Genomic DNA, 14,712 nt, shown 5'->3' with positions numbered 1-14,712 from the left:
GTAGGCAGCGAGGTCCAGCATAACGGACTATCGCAGATTCGCCCGCGAAACCGAAACGTGGGTCGAACCTCTATGGGCCAGACAGCAGCGAATTCGGCGGCCATGTCAAGGACCTGGAACTGATGCAAGGATCTGCCGGATGATCGCAGCCCGCTGCTCGTCGCCGTCCCCACGGTTGTAGCTGTACATCTTCAACCCGACTGTAACCAGGTGGGCAGGTGCGCTGTTAAACCCGGTAACTTCGTATCTCTTTATAGGCTCGTCGCCCGGATACACGATGATCGAGAGGGGCGAATGAAGGGCAGCGGCCGTGGCGAGGGCTTGATATACATGTTTGTCGCGGGGTGTTTCCCCGGGGAGTGTGTATTTTGCCTCAAAAGTGGCCACGATCTTACTTCGTTGGCTAAGGACGCCATCGGGAATGACATTGGTGGCAGTTGCTCCGGCATTTGAGAGTAATGGGTGCTTTCCCTTCGTCCCGACGTCAATTTGCATCCCAGGTGTCCGCGCCACAGCGCTCAGGACACGTCCTAGAAGCGTCTCGAGCAGTGGCCAGGGTTCGACCGCGACTTCTAGACCTATGGAACGACCGGGGTCTCCCACGATTGAGCGGTTCTTCAGGACGGCGGCGGCAATGTCCCAGGCTGGCTTGTACTTTGCCCATTGAGATGGCAAATTTCGGTTGGCTACGGCCGGATTAACGTAGGTTGGCGCGGGGTGGCCGGGGATCACGGACGTTTCCAGAAGTCGCAGGCGCGAAAAGAGGCTGGCATCGCTTACGGTTCGCCGGAAGTTACCGGCGACGATGGATAGGCCACGGGTGAAGTCATTTGCGACGGTCAAGTCGTCCCGCTCGATGGGAAAGATTGTCGGATCGAGCAGAGCGCTCCTTACCCACTTCCCGACGTTGAGATGTCCGTTCAAGCGACGGGAAGTCAGCCTGTGGTGTTCATAGACTTGAATGGGGCCTTCTTGGGCTACCGCGCGCTCCAGACGGCGAGCATATTCGAAGGCGACGGCTGTGGAGAGGTCATTTCGACGAGGCCCGAGTTTCGAGCGTTGTGATCCGGTTACCGATATGCGCGTGCTGTCTGTGAGTAACTGGACGACTGCTTCGGTCCAATTGACCTCGGATCCCACTTTGGGTTCGACTTCAAGGACAGCTCCGCTCCCCAGCCGGACGGAGCCGACCAGGTTACGAAGCTCGATCTGATTATTTGGTCGTGCGAACTGTTTGAGAGTCGGGGCCAGCTCGATCTTCAAGCGTCCGACTGCCTCTTCGATGGCCTTTGCCGTCTCGGTGGTTGCGTCTCCCGGTATGTGTTCCCGGAATCTGACGCGGTCTTCCATCACAGAGCGGCGAGGCGCAGAAGCTCAGTATGTAGCTCTCCCGTCTCCAGCGCTGCCAGTTCATTGAAGTGGAGCCGCGGACTTCCGTAGGTTCCCAGCGAAGAATCGGACGCCTTCCACCATGCCGCCTGCGTTCCGTTATTCTTGACAGCTTTGTCGGACGTACCGGCGATGAGGAGAGCACCCAGAAGATCGTCGTTGTCCTGGAGAGCGAGGCGGAGGGTTTGGGTGACCCTGCGGTCCCATGCCACGGCGAGCGAATGCAGCCGTTCAGTAGCCGAGTCACCCGAAACATGCCAAAAATTGCTCTGGCCCAGACGGAAGTCCTGGCCCAAGACAGCATCAATGCGATCGTTCATAGCTCTCAGGAGCACGACGGCCAGATGACTGACGGCACCGGACGTCCATAGTTCCCAGGGAAGAGTGAGGTCGGCCTCAGCATCGGCACTTACGTGCTGGCTCAGTGCCTCGTAATCGGGCGGCATCTCGACGATGGAGAAGCGGCGACGAAGAGCGGCGTCCAATGGGGCAACAGAGCGGTCGCTGCTGTTCATCGCGGCGGCAATCCATAGGTTTGGTGGCAATGTAAATCGAGAGTTGACGGTGGTAACTCCGTCGGCCGCAAACTCGCCGGGCACGTCAACCTTCAAGTCGCCGTACGGAAGGTCGACGAATGCTGTCCCGCGCTTGTCCTTGTCGAGCAGTGCGAGAGTATCGCCGAGTATCGCGGCGGCATTGCCGCGATTGAACTCGTCAAGTATCAGGATCGCGGCATTCTCGCCCGCTGACGCATAGTGAGCGAGATTCACGAGTGGCCCAGTGGCCACCTTGATTGCAACCCCACCATTGGCGGCCGGCTCGGGCATTAGACCGAGGACGAGGTTGTCATAGGAGTAGCTGGGGTGCAGGACCACTGTGCGCGTTTTTCCAGGAGCGAGGGATGCCGATTCTTCGGACCACGCGTCGTGGTTCTTGCTGGGATCGAAGAGAATCCCAGTGCCCGGGTTCTCGATGTACTTGGTGAGTCGCTCCAACAGCACGGTCTTGCCGGTGCCTGGCGGACCAACGAAAAGCAAATTCGGGTTATCTTCGAATTTCTGCAGGACTTCGGCAACGTCAGGGGTTAGTGCTGCCCCTCCACCTTCGAGCAAGATTGACGCGCAAGACCGAGTAGGAATTGCCTTCGCTACGACTGCCTGAATGGCCTGGGGCAGTGCTGCTGTGTCAGCAAACTTCAACTCTGGTGTCGGGTCTTGAATGTATGCGCGGATATGGAGGACGTTGGTCTCTCCGTGGAGCTTTATTGCCATAAGGTACGCCTTAACCCCAAGCTCCTCGAACGCCTCGAGGTGGCTGTCAGCCTCGTTGGCCGTGGCCCCCTCAGGGTTGCCAGGAATCGTGCCCGGACCGCTAGGGGTCGGTGTCACGCTGAGCCTCCAAGGAGCTGGCGCTCCCAGAACCGTGCGCCAGGTGAGGTGGTGCCTGTCCACTGAGTGCTTGACAAACCCTTCAGCTTGGCCGCCAGGCCATTTGAAAGTCAGGTTGGTACGTTCACCCCCATCATTCGGCGGTAGGAGGTCTGCCATAAGGTCTCGGCACAATCCGGATACCTGTAAGTAGTCCTTTGTGTAGCTGGTGTCTCCGTCGAACCGGCCGTAGGTGGCTTTCTGAGCGGTTTTTCCGAAGTACCAGATCCAGACTGCTTCTACGGGTTGTGCGGCCAAGAGGGATCCTACTTTCCGATAATGATGGTCTCGGGGGAACGTCGAGCTTCCACGGCCCTCTTGCTTTGCGCGGCTATCGAGCGGTGCGTTGTGAACCCGATGATATCTGCATCCGGAAAAAGGTCCCGGACCTGTTCGTTGTCACGGTTGGACATGACCCATCGAACACCCCGAGCAGTTAGGACCGTGCAGATATCAGCCAGTTCCTGCAGGTCTGGCAGGCCGAAGACCTTGGAGGTGTATTTGTTGAACTTTGAGGTCGGTTCTTTCTCGTCCGAGTTCGACCATACGGGCAGATAGGGAGGATCGAGATAGACGAAGTCCCCTGGCTCCGCACGTAAGCATGCTTCGCGGAAGTCTCCAAAGTACGCGTCGGCGACGGAGAGCGTGTTCTGCAGACCAAGAAGCGCTTCATCGGTCAGGCCGCGGAAGGGTCGATCGCCCCATGGAACGTTCATGGCGCCCGTCTTGGAGTTTGTACGCCACAGCCCATTCCAGGATGTCTGGTTCAGATAGATGAAACGCGCTGCGCGGGCCACGAGGCCTTCTGTGGTTGCGGCTCGCACCTCGTAGTAGAAGTCCTTTGAGTCGCGCTCTTTGTACCAGGCGAGGAGTGGACGCAGTTCGTCTTGATGTGAACGGACGGCGATCCACGCGTTGATGAGTTCTTCGTTGAGATCGGTGAGGTGGGCGCGGCCCTGAATCCTGCCCTGGACTGCGAAGAACATGGCACCGCCGCCCAAGAACGGCTCGTGGTAATTGACGAAGCTATCCGGCACATACGGAAGGATTTTAGGTAGCAGACGGCTCTTCCCGCCAGCCCACTTAAGGAAGGGCTTGCTGGCACGAGCTTCGGTTTCTGCCGACGAGATCGTGACGTTCGTCGTGGGCATCAACGTGTCGAAAATTGTGGGCCTCCGCGGCTAGACCTGCCAACTTTGGCAGCTGGCTCGTGAGATCATTGTGAATTGTATTGAACAGGTGGCCTCCGACATTGGGTCGCTGACCCTAGACCCGAGGTGAAGAGCATGAGTGACTTTGTAGAGCTGGTGTGGCCAAACAAAGAGCTCACGCTGAGGGCCTCAGGCCTCACCGGGTACGAGTGGCTTCAGCCAACCGATGAACTCCTCAAGAACTCACCAAAGCTCACCCCGCTGACCTCCACTAACTTAGACCGCCGGTCAAACATTCTAGTAATCGGCGATGGCCTTGATGCCATCGAAGGACTGGCGATGAACACGGATGCTCTGGAGGGCGGGGTCCGTCTTGTCTATATCGATCCACCGTTCAACACACAGGTCAATTTTCGCCAGTACAACGACACCATGCAGCGCCCGATGTGGCTCTCAATGCTTCGTGACAGACTTGCCGCCGTAAAGCCGCATCTGACGGAGGATGCCAGTATCTGGGTCCACCTTGATGACTCCGAAGTCCACAGGGCCCGCATGATCATGGATGAGGTCTTCGGTGAGAAGGCCTTCGTCACATCGATTGTCTGGCAGAAGAAGACGACCCGAGATAGCCGCGCGGCTTTCTCCTCAAATCACGACACCATTCTGGTTTACGCGCCCAGTGGGCCTCGGGCGTGGAAAACGTCCCGCAACCTTCTGGTGAAGGACGAAACCAACCTGTTGAATCGCGACCACGATCCCCGTGGACCCTGGACCGACGCACCGTTTACAGCACCTGGATTCCGGAAAGCGCAGCAGTACGACATTGTGACGCCCGGAGGAACGGTTTTGCGTCCTCCGCGGGGTCGCAGCTGGTACGCCACAGAACCAACCTTCGAAAGCTTATTGGCGGATGACAGGATCTGGTTTCCCAAGAATGGTAACGGCTCGCCCCGTCTGAAACTGTTCGCCCACCAGTTGAGAGGACTGGTTCCCTTCACGGTTTGGGGTTCCGCCGACGTAGGCACCAACGATGACGCCAAGCGACACCTCCTTGAACTCTTCCCTGAAGTTGAAGTCTTCGACACTCCAAAACCGGAGGAACTGCTGGAACGCATCATCCACATAGCTACGAAGCCGGGTGAGCTTGTCGTGGACCTCTTCGCGGGGTCAGGCACCACGGCGGCAACCGCACACAAGATGCACAGGCGTTGGATTGCTGTCGAACGCATCACGCAGACGGTACTAGATTTCACGCTCCCACGACTTCAAGCGGTCGTCGACGGAACAGACCGCGGCGGGATTACCTCTCAGACATCGTGGACAGGCGGAGGCGCATTTGAAGTCGTGCACGTCACTCCGCGATTCGGAACGCTGACATCGCCCCACAGGCCGGCTGCAGTCGCCAAGAAGATTGGCCGCATAGTTGACGCTGGGGACTCGGCTTCTGTCGCATGAAATTTAAGCTGCTTGGCTGACCCTACGGGTCCTCCAGCGCCTCTACCTCGGCGGCGTCCAGCAATGCTGCCGAATCGTCGCCGGTGGCCCGGGCCAGCTCGTCCAGGGATTTGAAATGGACCCGGGCGAGGGTGATGGCCACCAGCTCCAGGAATGCGGTGCCGTTGCGCTGTTCCAGGTCGCCGAGATATTCCAGCATGCGCCACTCCAGGGCGCCGGGGCCTTCGGATTCTTCGGCGGCGAGCCGCGTCAGTGTCAGGGCAGCCAGGTCCGGGTTGTCGTAGATGAGTCCCATGGGCCAACGCTACCCACGCCGCCGGTGCGGTCAAGAGCCGGTGCTAGCGCCAGCGGTAGGATTCCAGCGCGAGGAACAGGGGAGCGGGGTCGCCTTTCAGCCGGTCGACGGGGCGGGATCCGGCAAGGGCTCTGGAAGGGGTGACCATCCAGAGCGTGAAGTAGTTGTGCGGTATGTCCAGCTCCATCGCACGTTGAAAGAGCACAACGACGGTGGGGCGGAGCTGTCCGCCGGGGAGGAACTGGAAGCCCGGGCAGAAGGTGCCGTCGTCGATGAAGACGCGGACGAGCTGGCGCATCACGGGTTCGGGGTCTTCCATGAGCTCGGAGAGCCGGCGGCGTACCTGCTGCAGGGTCGGGAGCGTGAATTCCGTCCGGATTCCTGCCCACGTCTGATCGGTGATGGGTTGGCCGTTCACTCTTCTTCGGTTGTTTCGTCGGCGTCGCTGATGTTGTCCAGGAGCCAGTGCGTGGAGAGCGGGTTCCGGCGGAGCGTGGCGGTCCGTAGGGCGGAATGGGTGCCGGAGCGGACCTGAACTTGCCAGTATTCGATGCTGACGAGGTCGCCGCTGCCGACGGCTGCTGTGCGGCGGGTGTCCCACCAGGCGTCTCGTCCGAACCAGTGCTGGGATTCCGTGTCGGGATCGACAAGCCAGATCCGTCCGTCGTGGCGGATGGCGAGGGGCTTGCCTGCCGGGTCCGTCCGGACCTGAAGATCGTTGGTCCGGGTGGGGGCTTCGATGATGGTGGTCATGTGGTGCAGTCTTTCGTCATGCTGTCGGGCGGGTGTTTAGGCGGCTTTGACGAGGGGGAGTTCGTCCCAGTGGGTGGTGTAGCGGGGGGAGAGCATGTCCCGTTTCATGGTCCAGTCCGGTCCGCCGCGGATGCCTCCATGACCCAGGCCGATGGATCCGCGCCCGTACCGGCGGGTGATGTCTTCGAGGAGGGTTCCGACGTGGCGTTCCTCGTGCGGGTTCTCGAACAGGGACAGGGGCGCCTGGTTGCCGCTGGGTCGCAGGTCGGTGACCATGATTCCGGCACGGGCGTACCGTATGCCCTCGCAGATGCGGGGCAGTAGCGCGTGGGCGGCCCTGGTCAGGATCACCGGGTCCGCGGTCGGCATCGGCAACGGCACGCACACCGAGGGGTAGGAGGTGTCTTTCGGGTTGAAGTGTGAGGTGCCGGCGAATGCGGTGAGGACCTTGGCCTGGAGCCCGTGTTTGGCCAGCCGTGCCGAGGCCTGCTGGCCGTAGACGCTCATGACCTGCCGGATCCCGGCCGCGGTAGTGATGGGGGTCGCGAAGGAGCGGGAGAAGATGAGCTGGTCCCGGCCGATGCGTTCTTCCTCCATCGGGATGCAGGGGGTTCCCTGGAGTTCCAGGACGGTGCGCATCATGACCACGGAGAAACGGTCCCGGATCATCACCGGGTCGGCCCGGGACAGATCAAAGATCGAATGGACACCTAAGGCGTTGAGGCGTTTGGTCAGCCGGGTGGCGACGCCCCAGATCTCGATCACGGACAGGCGGCGCATCAGCGATTCCCTGTCGGAGGCGGGCACGGAGTCCCAGTGGCAGACCCCGTCGAAGGCTGGGTTGTTTTTGGCCCATTTGTTCGCCAGTTTTGCCAGGGTCTTCGTGGGCGCGATGCCCACACAGACCGGCACCCCGACATTCCTTTTCACCGTATTCTTCATGGTCCGGCCCAGGGCCAGGAGTTCCTCCGGGGTGCCTTTGACGCCGAGGAACGCCTCGTCGATGCTGTAGACCTCCAGCCAGGCCGAGTACCGGCCGAGGAGTTCCATCACGCGGGCGCTGATGTCGCCGTAGAGCTCGTAGTTGCTCGAGAGGGCCACGAGTCCCCATTCCTTGGCCCGCGGGGCGAGTTTGAACCACGGCTCACCCATGGCGATACCAAGGGCCTTGGCCTCCGGGGAGCGGGTGACGGCGCAGCCATCGTTGTTGGACAGCACGATGACGGGCCGGCCCTCCAGAGACGGGTCGAACGCCCGCTCGGCCGAGGCATAGAAGCAGTTCACATCTACATGCGCGATCTGCGGCAGATGCCGCATCACCGCCGGCTTGGACACGACCGGCCCTAGACGTAATGAAGGCATCGGGTTGCGACGCCCCACACGACCAGGTCCGACAACGACGGCACCCGGATGTCCGGGTAGGACGGGTTCTCCGCCTGCAGCACCACCCCGGTTCCGGTGATCCGCAGCCGTTTAATGGTCAGCTCCCCATCCAGGACCGCAACGACCACGGACCCGTCCACCGGTTCCAGGGCACGGTTGACGATCAGTTCGTCGCCGTCGCTGATCCCGGCGCCCTCCATCGAGTCCCCGGACACCCGCACGACATAGGTACTGGTGATGTCCTTAATCAGGTGCTCGTTCAGGTCGATCCGGCCATCAAAGTAGTCCTGCGCGGGCGAGGGGTATCCGGCCGCCACAGCGACCGGAGAGATCAGCACCGACAACAACGATGCGCCCGCATCTATCACGCGGGGACCAACAGCAACGCCCACAACACACCTTTATTCGAATATATGTTCGATTCATTTCAAGTGTACTGGGGCGGGCCGACAAAGGAACTATCGGGTTCCGGACCGGGCCGCTGGCGGGACGGGTTGTACGCCAATGGGGACAGCCCTGAGCTGTGCGGAGGGCTCCGCTTGACCCCAGTGGGCACAACCTGGCGGGCCCTCGCTGTTCCTTTGTTTCGGCTTGTGGACGGCCTCCGCGGCCCCTGCCTCGGACATACAGAGGCAGCCAATGGCGCCTACCGGGTTCACTCCGGAAGATCCTGTTGACAGGGGAAATCGGTGCTCCTAGATTCTTAGTGTTTTACGTCCGTTTCTGGGCCGGTCATGCTTCACATTCATGCTGTTGCTGTTTCATTTGCGTGGCCACGCCGCCAGGATGCAGGAGGCCACGATGACGAAGACACCACTGGAAGATTTCCTTACTGAATGCGTCGCCGCAGATCCGGACGGGGACGGTCTCAGCGTCGAGGAACTGTATGGCCTGTACCTGAGCTGGTGCGGGCTCGATGGCGTTGTACCCGTGGGTGGCAAGCAGTTCAGCGCCGGTCTACGCGCAGCTAAAGTCCGCACTGAACACCGTGGACGACGGTGCCCGGGTCTGAGAATGACCGGCCCGGCAGCGTGCGATTACCTTATCCACCGCGAACTGCCGCTCGCCGTGATGGAAGCCCCGGCCTGACTTCCTCAACCGACTCCGCACCCGGCCCCTGAAAGCGTCGCGCCGCTTCCCGGCCGCACGCGCGCGGGAGTCCGCGGCGCAGTACCGGCCGCCTAAGGGGCCACGGCCCGGTCATCGATGCCCTCTCTCCGAGGTCGCGTCCGGTTTGAGCGCCAACTGCTAGCAGCCCGAGCTTCTTCTGCTGGTGGATGAGAAAAGCCTCCGCGCGAGTCCAGGACTCAAACGCGGAGGCTCCCGGCTCTCCAAGCTGAGGGGACTGGAGAGCCGCTCTGAGTCTACTAGCAGCAGTGACGTCATGACCGCTGGCCGGCGGCGGGAGGCGCGATGTCCCGGTCACCGCCGGGGAGGCCGGCCCCGGGTCCTCCCCGTCTGCCATCCCGGAACGGCGTCGTCCAGGAGCTTGACCTTCACGGGATCGAGGTCGCCTCGGCGCCATTTGTACCGCTGGGCGTGGATCCAGACTCCGAGAGTGTGTTCCCGCTCTGAGTCATAGTCGTGGTGGCGAGGCCAGTCGTTGCCTTCCTGCCGGAAATCCACGAGCTCGGCAAGCCGGTCGTGCCACCTGGCTTCGTCCGCAGATGCCCTGTGGTTCCCGGCCCATGCCGGAACCCGGGCAAGACCATGGCTGTAGGCCGGGTCAAGGGTGCCTTCGGCTGCTTCGCGCCGGCGCTCAGAGAGCCACCGGGCCATCGAGCGTTCACCCCTGTTCTCCGAGTGGCCACGGGGGAGCCGGCTTTCGGTCGTAATCCAGGCGATGACCTCCTCCATCCGGGCAAGGCTCCTGGGGGAGGGGCCGGTTCTGGCGCCGGCAGCGGCCTCGTGTTCGGCCTCAAGCTCCAGATCCCGGCGGCGGGCGATGACCAAGTGATAGCCGACGACGGCGGGATGAACGCGAACCAGCTCAGCGATGCGTTTCCGGCTCAGCCCGAGCCGGTACATCAACACCCATTCCGCGTCCGGAGCGCGCCGCAACCGCCTGTCCATAGTGGCTCCATCCTGCCACGACCCTCCCCGGCAGGGCGGGCGCGGCGAACGCGGGCCCCCGGCGCGCGGTCCCGGCGTCCGGCCGGGCCGCCGGTTCCCGGAGGCCGCGGAAACGACGAGCCGAGGAGGCATTTCGACCGGCGGTATTGCCAAGTAGTAGTAGGAGTAGTAGTTTTGTTACTACTACTCCTACTACTTATAAGGTTGTCGCCGTGGCGTTGAGTGTGAAAGACCGCGTGTTTGCTGCTGCGGAGCAGATCAGTGCTGAGCGGCGGCCTACCGTTTCGACGGTGCGGGCAGCGGCGGGTGTGAGCAACGCCGATGCCACCCGCTACCTGAAGGAGTGGGTCGAGGAGAAGCAGGCCGCGGGCGGGCAGGTTGCCGCGACGCCGGCGGCAGTGCTGGAACAGGCCGCTCGCCTGGCCGGGGCCTGCTGGGCCGAAGCGTCCGCCCTGGCCAATGAGCGGCACGCCGCCGCCGAAGCGGTCTGGGCGCAGGAGAAGAAGGACCTGGCGCTGGAGATCTCCGAACTCGTCGCTGATCTGGACAAAGTAGGTGCCGAGAAGGACGCGGCCGTCACCGAGCTCACTGCCCGGATCACCGCGCTGGAATCCGAGGCCGCGGCGATGAAGGCGCAGCTGGAGCAGGCACGTACAGCCGAACAGCAGGCCAGCAACATCGCAGCCGGCGCAGCTGCCAGGCTGGCCGCGGCCGAGGCCAGAGCAGAGACACTGCAAAAGGCGCACGACGCGCTCCTGCAGCGCATCGTGCCGGAAACCCCGGACAAGAATGACCGGGCCAAGCGAACCAGTGGCGGCGGCCCCCAGCTCTGAACTGCGCGGCAGGGTTCTACCTGACTTCCCTGGCCTCTTGGGGGGAGGGGAGGCAACGGGGACCTCATGGAATCGCTGATGAACTTCGTGCTGTCACTGACAGCCCTGGCGGCCTCGACGACCTCTTACCGGGCCCGTTTTCACGGCACTGTTCCGGCAGGACTCGTAGACCGGTGCGGGGCAGGCCCGCCAGCCGTCGGCCGGCCTGCCGCTGCTACCGTGGCGGCTGCACTTCCGCCGCGGGGAACTCCCGCAGAGTCCCTGCAGCATCGAAGCTGCACCGTGAGATGTCTTTTTTCCGAGGTAAACAGAAAGAGCCGGCACATGGTGCCGGCTTTTCGCCAGGCAATCGCTACGTTCAACGCCACCATGAATATATCGCCGGGGGCTGGCCTGTCCGATGGCAAGATCAACGCCGACCAGCACCAGCGAACCCCAAAGCAACCGCGAAAAGAGCACGGCCAGTACCAGCAGAACCTCTGGGGCAGCACCTTCCCGCCAGGCACCGCAGCATGCACCTTGATTCGGGACGGACTAACCTCATTCACCGAGACTCGGCGGCTAGAACAGCCGGAGCTGGCCGTCGGCTATGCCGCCCCAGTGGGCCGGCCGGTCCCGAGCAATCCAGGCACACTCGATAGAACAGAATTTCCGTTCGCTCGGCCCTTTGCGATCGGGGACCTCAAAGCGTTTTCGACACAGCGGGTTGAGGCACTTCTTGACCACGTAGCGTGTCCGGCGGGATTCAGTGCTGCACTTCTTGGAGCAGTGTTTTATGGAATCTGCCTGGTGAGCCCTGATCATCAATGTGGAGTTGCACTGGGGGCAGGTCCATTCGACGCGAGGCTTGCGAGGAATCTCCTGGTCCTTTCCGGTCCGTGGGTTGGGGTGACGGAATTTTGCGCGGAGCTTGTCCGGGGCCAGAGGCCAGCGGCCGCCCTTTGATGAGTTACAGGAACGACAGATGGGTCTCAGGTTGGACAAACAGTGGGAACCTCCTTTGACTATGGGCTTGACGTGGTCCTCCTGTGTGGCGCCTTCGATTCCGCACATCCAGCAGCGTCTGCCCCAAAGCGAGAAGCGTGCCGCCTTCTGGGCCGGCGTGAACTCAATGACGATGCCTCCCGGCGCTGCTCGGGAGACGTAGCGCCGCAGCCGGTACCTGTCCTTGTTTTGCTCGTAATAGCCGCGGGCGCAGTCTTTGCACTCGTTGGCGAGACCGTTGCGGTTGGTTTTTTCTTTCGTGAAGTCATCGCCTGGGCGTATCCTCTTGCATCCGCTGCACACGGCGAAGATTTGCCCGGTTTGGGCCGCCTGTTCCTCAAGGTGAGCCGTCACCGCGCAATCGTCCGAACAAAACTTGTCTCCGGCCGCCTGCCTATCCACGGGGCGGATTTTGGAGCAAATGGAGCAGCCCAACGCGGCGAACATACAGGTTCGGTTGCAGAAGCGTTGACGCTTCGCCCGGTTGGCTTTGAAGCTGGTCGATTTGCCGCAGTGCTCGCAGGTGACGTCCCTGCGCCCGGCCGCGGCGCGGCATGCAACTGAGCAGAAGCGGGCACGTTCCCGAGTGGCGGCCGCGCTGAAGGCCTTGCCGCATTGTTCACATGTCAGATCGCGGGAGGTCGATGCGGCGCGACGGCAGGTCATCGAACAAAATCGGGCCTTACGCTGCTGCGCGATGCTTGTGCCATTCGCGGGGATAGTCCGCCCGCAAATCTCGCAGCTATTGCCGGCGAAAACCCTTGTGCGTGGCATGTCGTCGTCCCGTCTTCCAGTGCCGACGAACCCGCCGCACAGGTGATGCCTGTCAGCGCTAGGATAGCCGCCAGCCATGACGGTTATACCGAACGCTATCCCGGGCGATGCTAAGCCAAACGGCTGTCCCGGAGCCGCCGAGGCAATAGCAACGCGCCGTTGAACCACGAGCATGCCAGCAGGGCTCGCACAGGTTTCCGTTACGCTTCAGGCCAATGACCCGAAGCGGGCGTCCGCTGGCGCGGCCGGCTGTTGGGTCCAGGTTCGCCGTCGCAGGGCTCCGGTGACCCTGGCCCTGTTCTTACGTCTGCGACGTTTTTGTGTTGCTGTCCTGCGGATTCTAGGCGTCCGCTCCAGCCCGTCCAGCCCCTCCTTCGTCGGGGCCTGCGGTGCAGGAAATGTCCCTCCGGCGCTCCTGCGTCGCTGATTTCCTCCAGGAATTTCCTTCCCCTTGCCCTGCGGGTGGACGGGCCTCCGTCGGCCGCCGAGCAAGCGAGCTTGCCAGCAACAAAAAAACAACGGGGGAGCAGGGACGCTGGCCGGTCACCTACGCCGCCCCACTCACCCCGACTTCTCGGACAAGAAGGAGCAACACCATGAACGCAATCTCAACCAAGACGGTGACCACTAAGGACACCGGGGAAGCCATCGACGGCGTCACCGTGCTGGGCGATTACCACGAGAACGGCGGCTACGACTGGATGGAACTCATCGAAGCCGAAGGCTGGGCCGTCATCCCCAGCTGGGGCTGCGATGGCTGGGACCTGGGCCAGTGGCCCTATGTCATGGTCGCGGCCACCCGGACCGCTGACAGCATCGGCAACCTGTTCGGAGTCGCCACGTACTGCGAGGGAGACGTGAGCTGCACCTACTACCGGACCAAGGCCCGCCAATGGGACGCGATCACCGAACAGGCGTTCTTCCACTGGAAGAACGGACAGGCCCACGGCCCGGATGACCTCCCGGAAGCCGCCGCCGAACTTCCGTCCCGCTACCGGATGCCCTACACGGTCAACGCCGCCTAACCAGCGCCAGAGCCGGTGCCCCGCCGACAGCGGCGGGGCACCGCACCCCCACCGCACCACCTGAGAGGACAACCCCTGATGAGCACCTGCACCGCCCTGATCATCCCCGCCAACGGACGCGAACCCGCACGGGTCGAAACCATCGACGCATCGTGTGCGAACCTGCAAACCCTCGTGGCCGGAAACATCGAAGCCGTGAGCAGCTACGACTGGCACTTCTACCTCAACGAGGAAGGCAAAATCCTGAACCTCGCCCCTAACCGCCGCGCCGCCCAGCTGGTCCTGGAAGAAACCGGAGTCCTGACCGATGTCTACTGCGGGAACGCCGTGTTCCTGGGCGAGACGGACAACGGCGGCGAGGCCGACGTCCCCGAGGAACTGATCGACCTGGCACAGCAACTCTTCGGACTGCACCAGCCGGTGAGCTGACACCCAGGACGGTGGCCGGTCCTTCATGGCCGGTCACCGCTGGCGGTCCGCCGTCGTGGTTGGCGGGCGCTTCTGGTTACCGGCGGCGGACCGCCAACCGCAGGCTCAGGCGCGGGAGCCAGAGCGGCGCGGCCAGCCGGCCGCAGCACACCAGGAGCAGATCCCGGGGGTGCCTATAAATGGTTCGCAGCGCTCACCCCTATTTGGGCGTCCGCTGGCGCGGCCGGCTGTTGGGTCCAGTGCCTCCGTCGCAGGGCTCCGGACGCCCTGGCCCTGTCTACGTCTGCGACGTTTTTGTGTTGCTGTCCTGCGGATTCTAGGCGTCCGCTCCAGCCCGTCCAGCCCCTCCTTCGTCGGGGCCCGCGGTGCAGGAAATGTCCCTCCGGCGCTCCTGCGTCGCTGATTTCCTCCAGGAATTTCCTTCCCCTTGCCTGCGGTAGACAGGCCTCCGTCGGCCGCCGAGCAAGCGAGCTTGCCAGCAACAAAAAAACAACGGGGGAGCTGGGAAGCTGGCCGGTCACCATTGGCCGCCCCACTCACCCAACTTCTCGGTTAGAAGGAGCAACACCATGACAACCACCATCTACGTTTCCGCCACGGACACGGCCGCGCTCATCCGCAAGGCACTCAAAAGAGGAGTTTGCAGGTCTGCGCTTTTCCGTTCGGACGGAGAAATACAGCGGCGGCGCCACCGTTTTCGTTGCATGGACCGGCGGGCCACAGGAGAAGTCCGTCAAGGCC

15 protein-coding genes and 1 pseudogene are annotated in these 14,712 nt (G+C 62.5%); 6 read left to right on the top strand and 10 right to left on the bottom strand.

Annotated elements, in window-relative coordinates; translation table 11 throughout:
- Window positions 1-105: 105 nt before the first annotated feature.
- The 3 genes from ACZY0Y_RS14520 to ACZY0Y_RS14510 form a co-directional block, all read right to left on the bottom strand.
- The gene (locus ACZY0Y_RS14520) at window positions 106-1,350 is read right to left on the bottom strand and encodes a 5-methylcytosine restriction system specificity protein McrC (RefSeq protein ID WP_463958721.1); all 1,245 of its coding nucleotides are present in this window, start codon (window positions 1,348-1,350) and stop codon (window positions 106-108) included.
- The gene (locus ACZY0Y_RS14515) at window positions 1,350-2,777 is read right to left on the bottom strand and encodes an McrB family protein (RefSeq protein ID WP_463958719.1); all 1,428 of its coding nucleotides are present in this window, start codon (window positions 2,775-2,777) and stop codon (window positions 1,350-1,352) included. Before ACZY0Y_RS14515 ends, ACZY0Y_RS14520 begins: the two co-directional genes overlap by 1 nt.
- Before the next feature lie 305 nt (window positions 2,778-3,082).
- Window positions 3,083-3,967, bottom strand: a complete 885-nt coding sequence (locus ACZY0Y_RS14510) for a DNA adenine methylase (protein ID WP_463958718.1) — start codon at window positions 3,965-3,967, stop codon at window positions 3,083-3,085.
- A 135-nt stretch (window positions 3,968-4,102) separates the two neighbouring features.
- On the opposite strand from ACZY0Y_RS14510, the gene ACZY0Y_RS14505 reads away from it, so the two are divergent.
- A complete protein-coding gene (locus ACZY0Y_RS14505) occupies window positions 4,103-5,422 on the top strand; it encodes a site-specific DNA-methyltransferase (protein WP_463958716.1) in 1,320 nt (439 codons plus the stop codon).
- A gap of 22 nt (window positions 5,423-5,444) precedes the next feature.
- Here ACZY0Y_RS14505 and ACZY0Y_RS14500 read toward each other — a convergent pair whose 3' ends face one another.
- From ACZY0Y_RS14500 to ACZY0Y_RS14480, 5 genes are read right to left on the bottom strand one after another with little or no spacing between them, the layout of a single operon-like run.
- Window positions 5,445-5,717 carry a hypothetical protein gene (locus ACZY0Y_RS14500; protein ID WP_463958714.1) on the bottom strand — a complete coding sequence of 91 codons (273 nt, stop codon included), beginning with the start codon at window positions 5,715-5,717 and terminating at the stop codon, window positions 5,445-5,447.
- A gap of 43 nt (window positions 5,718-5,760) precedes the next feature.
- Window positions 5,761-6,135: a hypothetical protein gene (locus ACZY0Y_RS14495; protein ID WP_463958713.1), complete on the bottom strand. Its 375-nt coding sequence runs from the start codon at window positions 6,133-6,135 to the stop codon at window positions 5,761-5,763.
- A complete protein-coding gene (locus ACZY0Y_RS14490) occupies window positions 6,132-6,470 on the bottom strand; it encodes a hypothetical protein (protein WP_463958711.1) in 339 nt (112 codons plus the stop codon). Before ACZY0Y_RS14490 ends, ACZY0Y_RS14495 begins: the two co-directional genes overlap by 4 nt.
- 36 nt (window positions 6,471-6,506) lie before the next feature.
- Complete coding sequence (locus tag ACZY0Y_RS14485) at window positions 6,507-7,787, bottom strand: Y-family DNA polymerase (RefSeq protein ID WP_463958778.1); 1,281 nt, start codon at window positions 7,785-7,787, stop codon at window positions 6,507-6,509.
- Between the two features lie 26 nt (window positions 7,788-7,813).
- Entirely contained in the window at window positions 7,814-8,245 is a 432-nt protein-coding gene (locus ACZY0Y_RS14480; protein WP_463958709.1) for a LexA family protein, read from the bottom strand.
- Between the two features lie 409 nt (window positions 8,246-8,654).
- On the opposite strand from ACZY0Y_RS14480, the gene ACZY0Y_RS14475 reads away from it, so the two are divergent.
- Entirely contained in the window at window positions 8,655-8,942 is a 288-nt protein-coding gene (locus tag ACZY0Y_RS14475) for a hypothetical protein (RefSeq protein WP_463958707.1), read from the top strand.
- A gap of 333 nt (window positions 8,943-9,275) precedes the next feature.
- Here the strand turns inward: ACZY0Y_RS14475 and ACZY0Y_RS14470 are convergent, their stop codons facing one another.
- Window positions 9,276-9,926 (bottom strand): helicase associated domain-containing protein, encoded by a 651-nt coding sequence (locus tag ACZY0Y_RS14470; protein ID WP_463958705.1) that lies wholly within the window; start codon window positions 9,924-9,926, stop codon window positions 9,276-9,278.
- Between the two features lie 212 nt (window positions 9,927-10,138).
- On the opposite strand from ACZY0Y_RS14470, the gene ACZY0Y_RS14465 reads away from it, so the two are divergent.
- Window positions 10,139-10,759, top strand: a complete 621-nt coding sequence (locus ACZY0Y_RS14465) for a DNA-binding protein (RefSeq protein WP_463958704.1) — start codon at window positions 10,139-10,141, stop codon at window positions 10,757-10,759.
- A 561-nt stretch (window positions 10,760-11,320) separates the two neighbouring features.
- Here the strand turns inward: ACZY0Y_RS14465 and ACZY0Y_RS14460 are convergent.
- A complete protein-coding gene (locus ACZY0Y_RS14460; protein ID WP_463958702.1) occupies window positions 11,321-12,595 on the bottom strand; it encodes an HNH endonuclease in 1,275 nt (424 codons plus the stop codon).
- Between the two features lie 518 nt (window positions 12,596-13,113).
- Here ACZY0Y_RS14460 and ACZY0Y_RS14455 point away from each other — a divergent pair.
- The 3 genes and pseudogenes from ACZY0Y_RS14455 to ACZY0Y_RS14445 all read left to right on the top strand — a co-directional run.
- Entirely contained in the window at window positions 13,114-13,542 is a 429-nt protein-coding gene (locus ACZY0Y_RS14455; RefSeq protein ID WP_463958700.1) for a hypothetical protein, read from the top strand.
- Between the two features lie 78 nt (window positions 13,543-13,620).
- On the top strand, window positions 13,621-13,971 hold the full coding sequence (locus ACZY0Y_RS14450) for a DUF3846 domain-containing protein (RefSeq protein WP_463886598.1): 351 nt from the start codon (window positions 13,621-13,623) through the stop codon (window positions 13,969-13,971).
- 642 nt (window positions 13,972-14,613) lie between these two features.
- Window positions 14,614-14,712 (top strand): annotated as a pseudogene (locus ACZY0Y_RS14445) (LPD29 domain-containing protein); the annotation flags it as partial.

Source organism: Pseudarthrobacter kochi, assembly GCF_055412805.1.
Note: the sequence above shows the minus strand (reverse complement) of the source record. Positions and strands in the feature narration are given on the sequence as shown.

Bases quoted from the DNA above. Each gene is read 5' to 3' on its own strand.
- ACZY0Y_RS14520 (WP_463958721.1), bottom strand. From the start codon at position 1,350: ATGGAAGACCGCGTCAGATTCCGGGAACACATACCGGGAGACGCAACC.
- ACZY0Y_RS14510 (WP_463958718.1), bottom strand. From the start codon at position 3,967: ATGCCCACGACGAACGTCACGATCTCGTCGGCAGAAACCGAAGCTCGT.
- ACZY0Y_RS14505 (WP_463958716.1), top strand. From the start codon at position 4,103: ATGAGTGACTTTGTAGAGCTGGTGTGGCCAAACAAAGAGCTCACGCTG.
- ACZY0Y_RS14500 (WP_463958714.1), bottom strand. From the start codon at position 5,717: ATGGGACTCATCTACGACAACCCGGACCTGGCTGCCCTGACACTGACG.
- ACZY0Y_RS14490 (WP_463958711.1), bottom strand. From the start codon at position 6,470: ATGACCACCATCATCGAAGCCCCCACCCGGACCAACGATCTTCAGGTC.
- ACZY0Y_RS14485 (WP_463958778.1), bottom strand. From the start codon at position 7,787: ATGCGGCATCTGCCGCAGATCGCGCATGTAGATGTGAACTGCTTCTAT.
- ACZY0Y_RS14475 (WP_463958707.1), top strand. From the start codon at position 8,655: ATGACGAAGACACCACTGGAAGATTTCCTTACTGAATGCGTCGCCGCA.
- ACZY0Y_RS14470 (WP_463958705.1), bottom strand. From the start codon at position 9,926: ATGGACAGGCGGTTGCGGCGCGCTCCGGACGCGGAATGGGTGTTGATG.
- ACZY0Y_RS14460 (WP_463958702.1), bottom strand. From the start codon at position 12,595: ATGGCTGGCGGCTATCCTAGCGCTGACAGGCATCACCTGTGCGGCGGG.
- ACZY0Y_RS14455 (WP_463958700.1), top strand. From the start codon at position 13,114: ATGAACGCAATCTCAACCAAGACGGTGACCACTAAGGACACCGGGGAA.
- ACZY0Y_RS14450 (WP_463886598.1), top strand. From the start codon at position 13,621: ATGAGCACCTGCACCGCCCTGATCATCCCCGCCAACGGACGCGAACCC.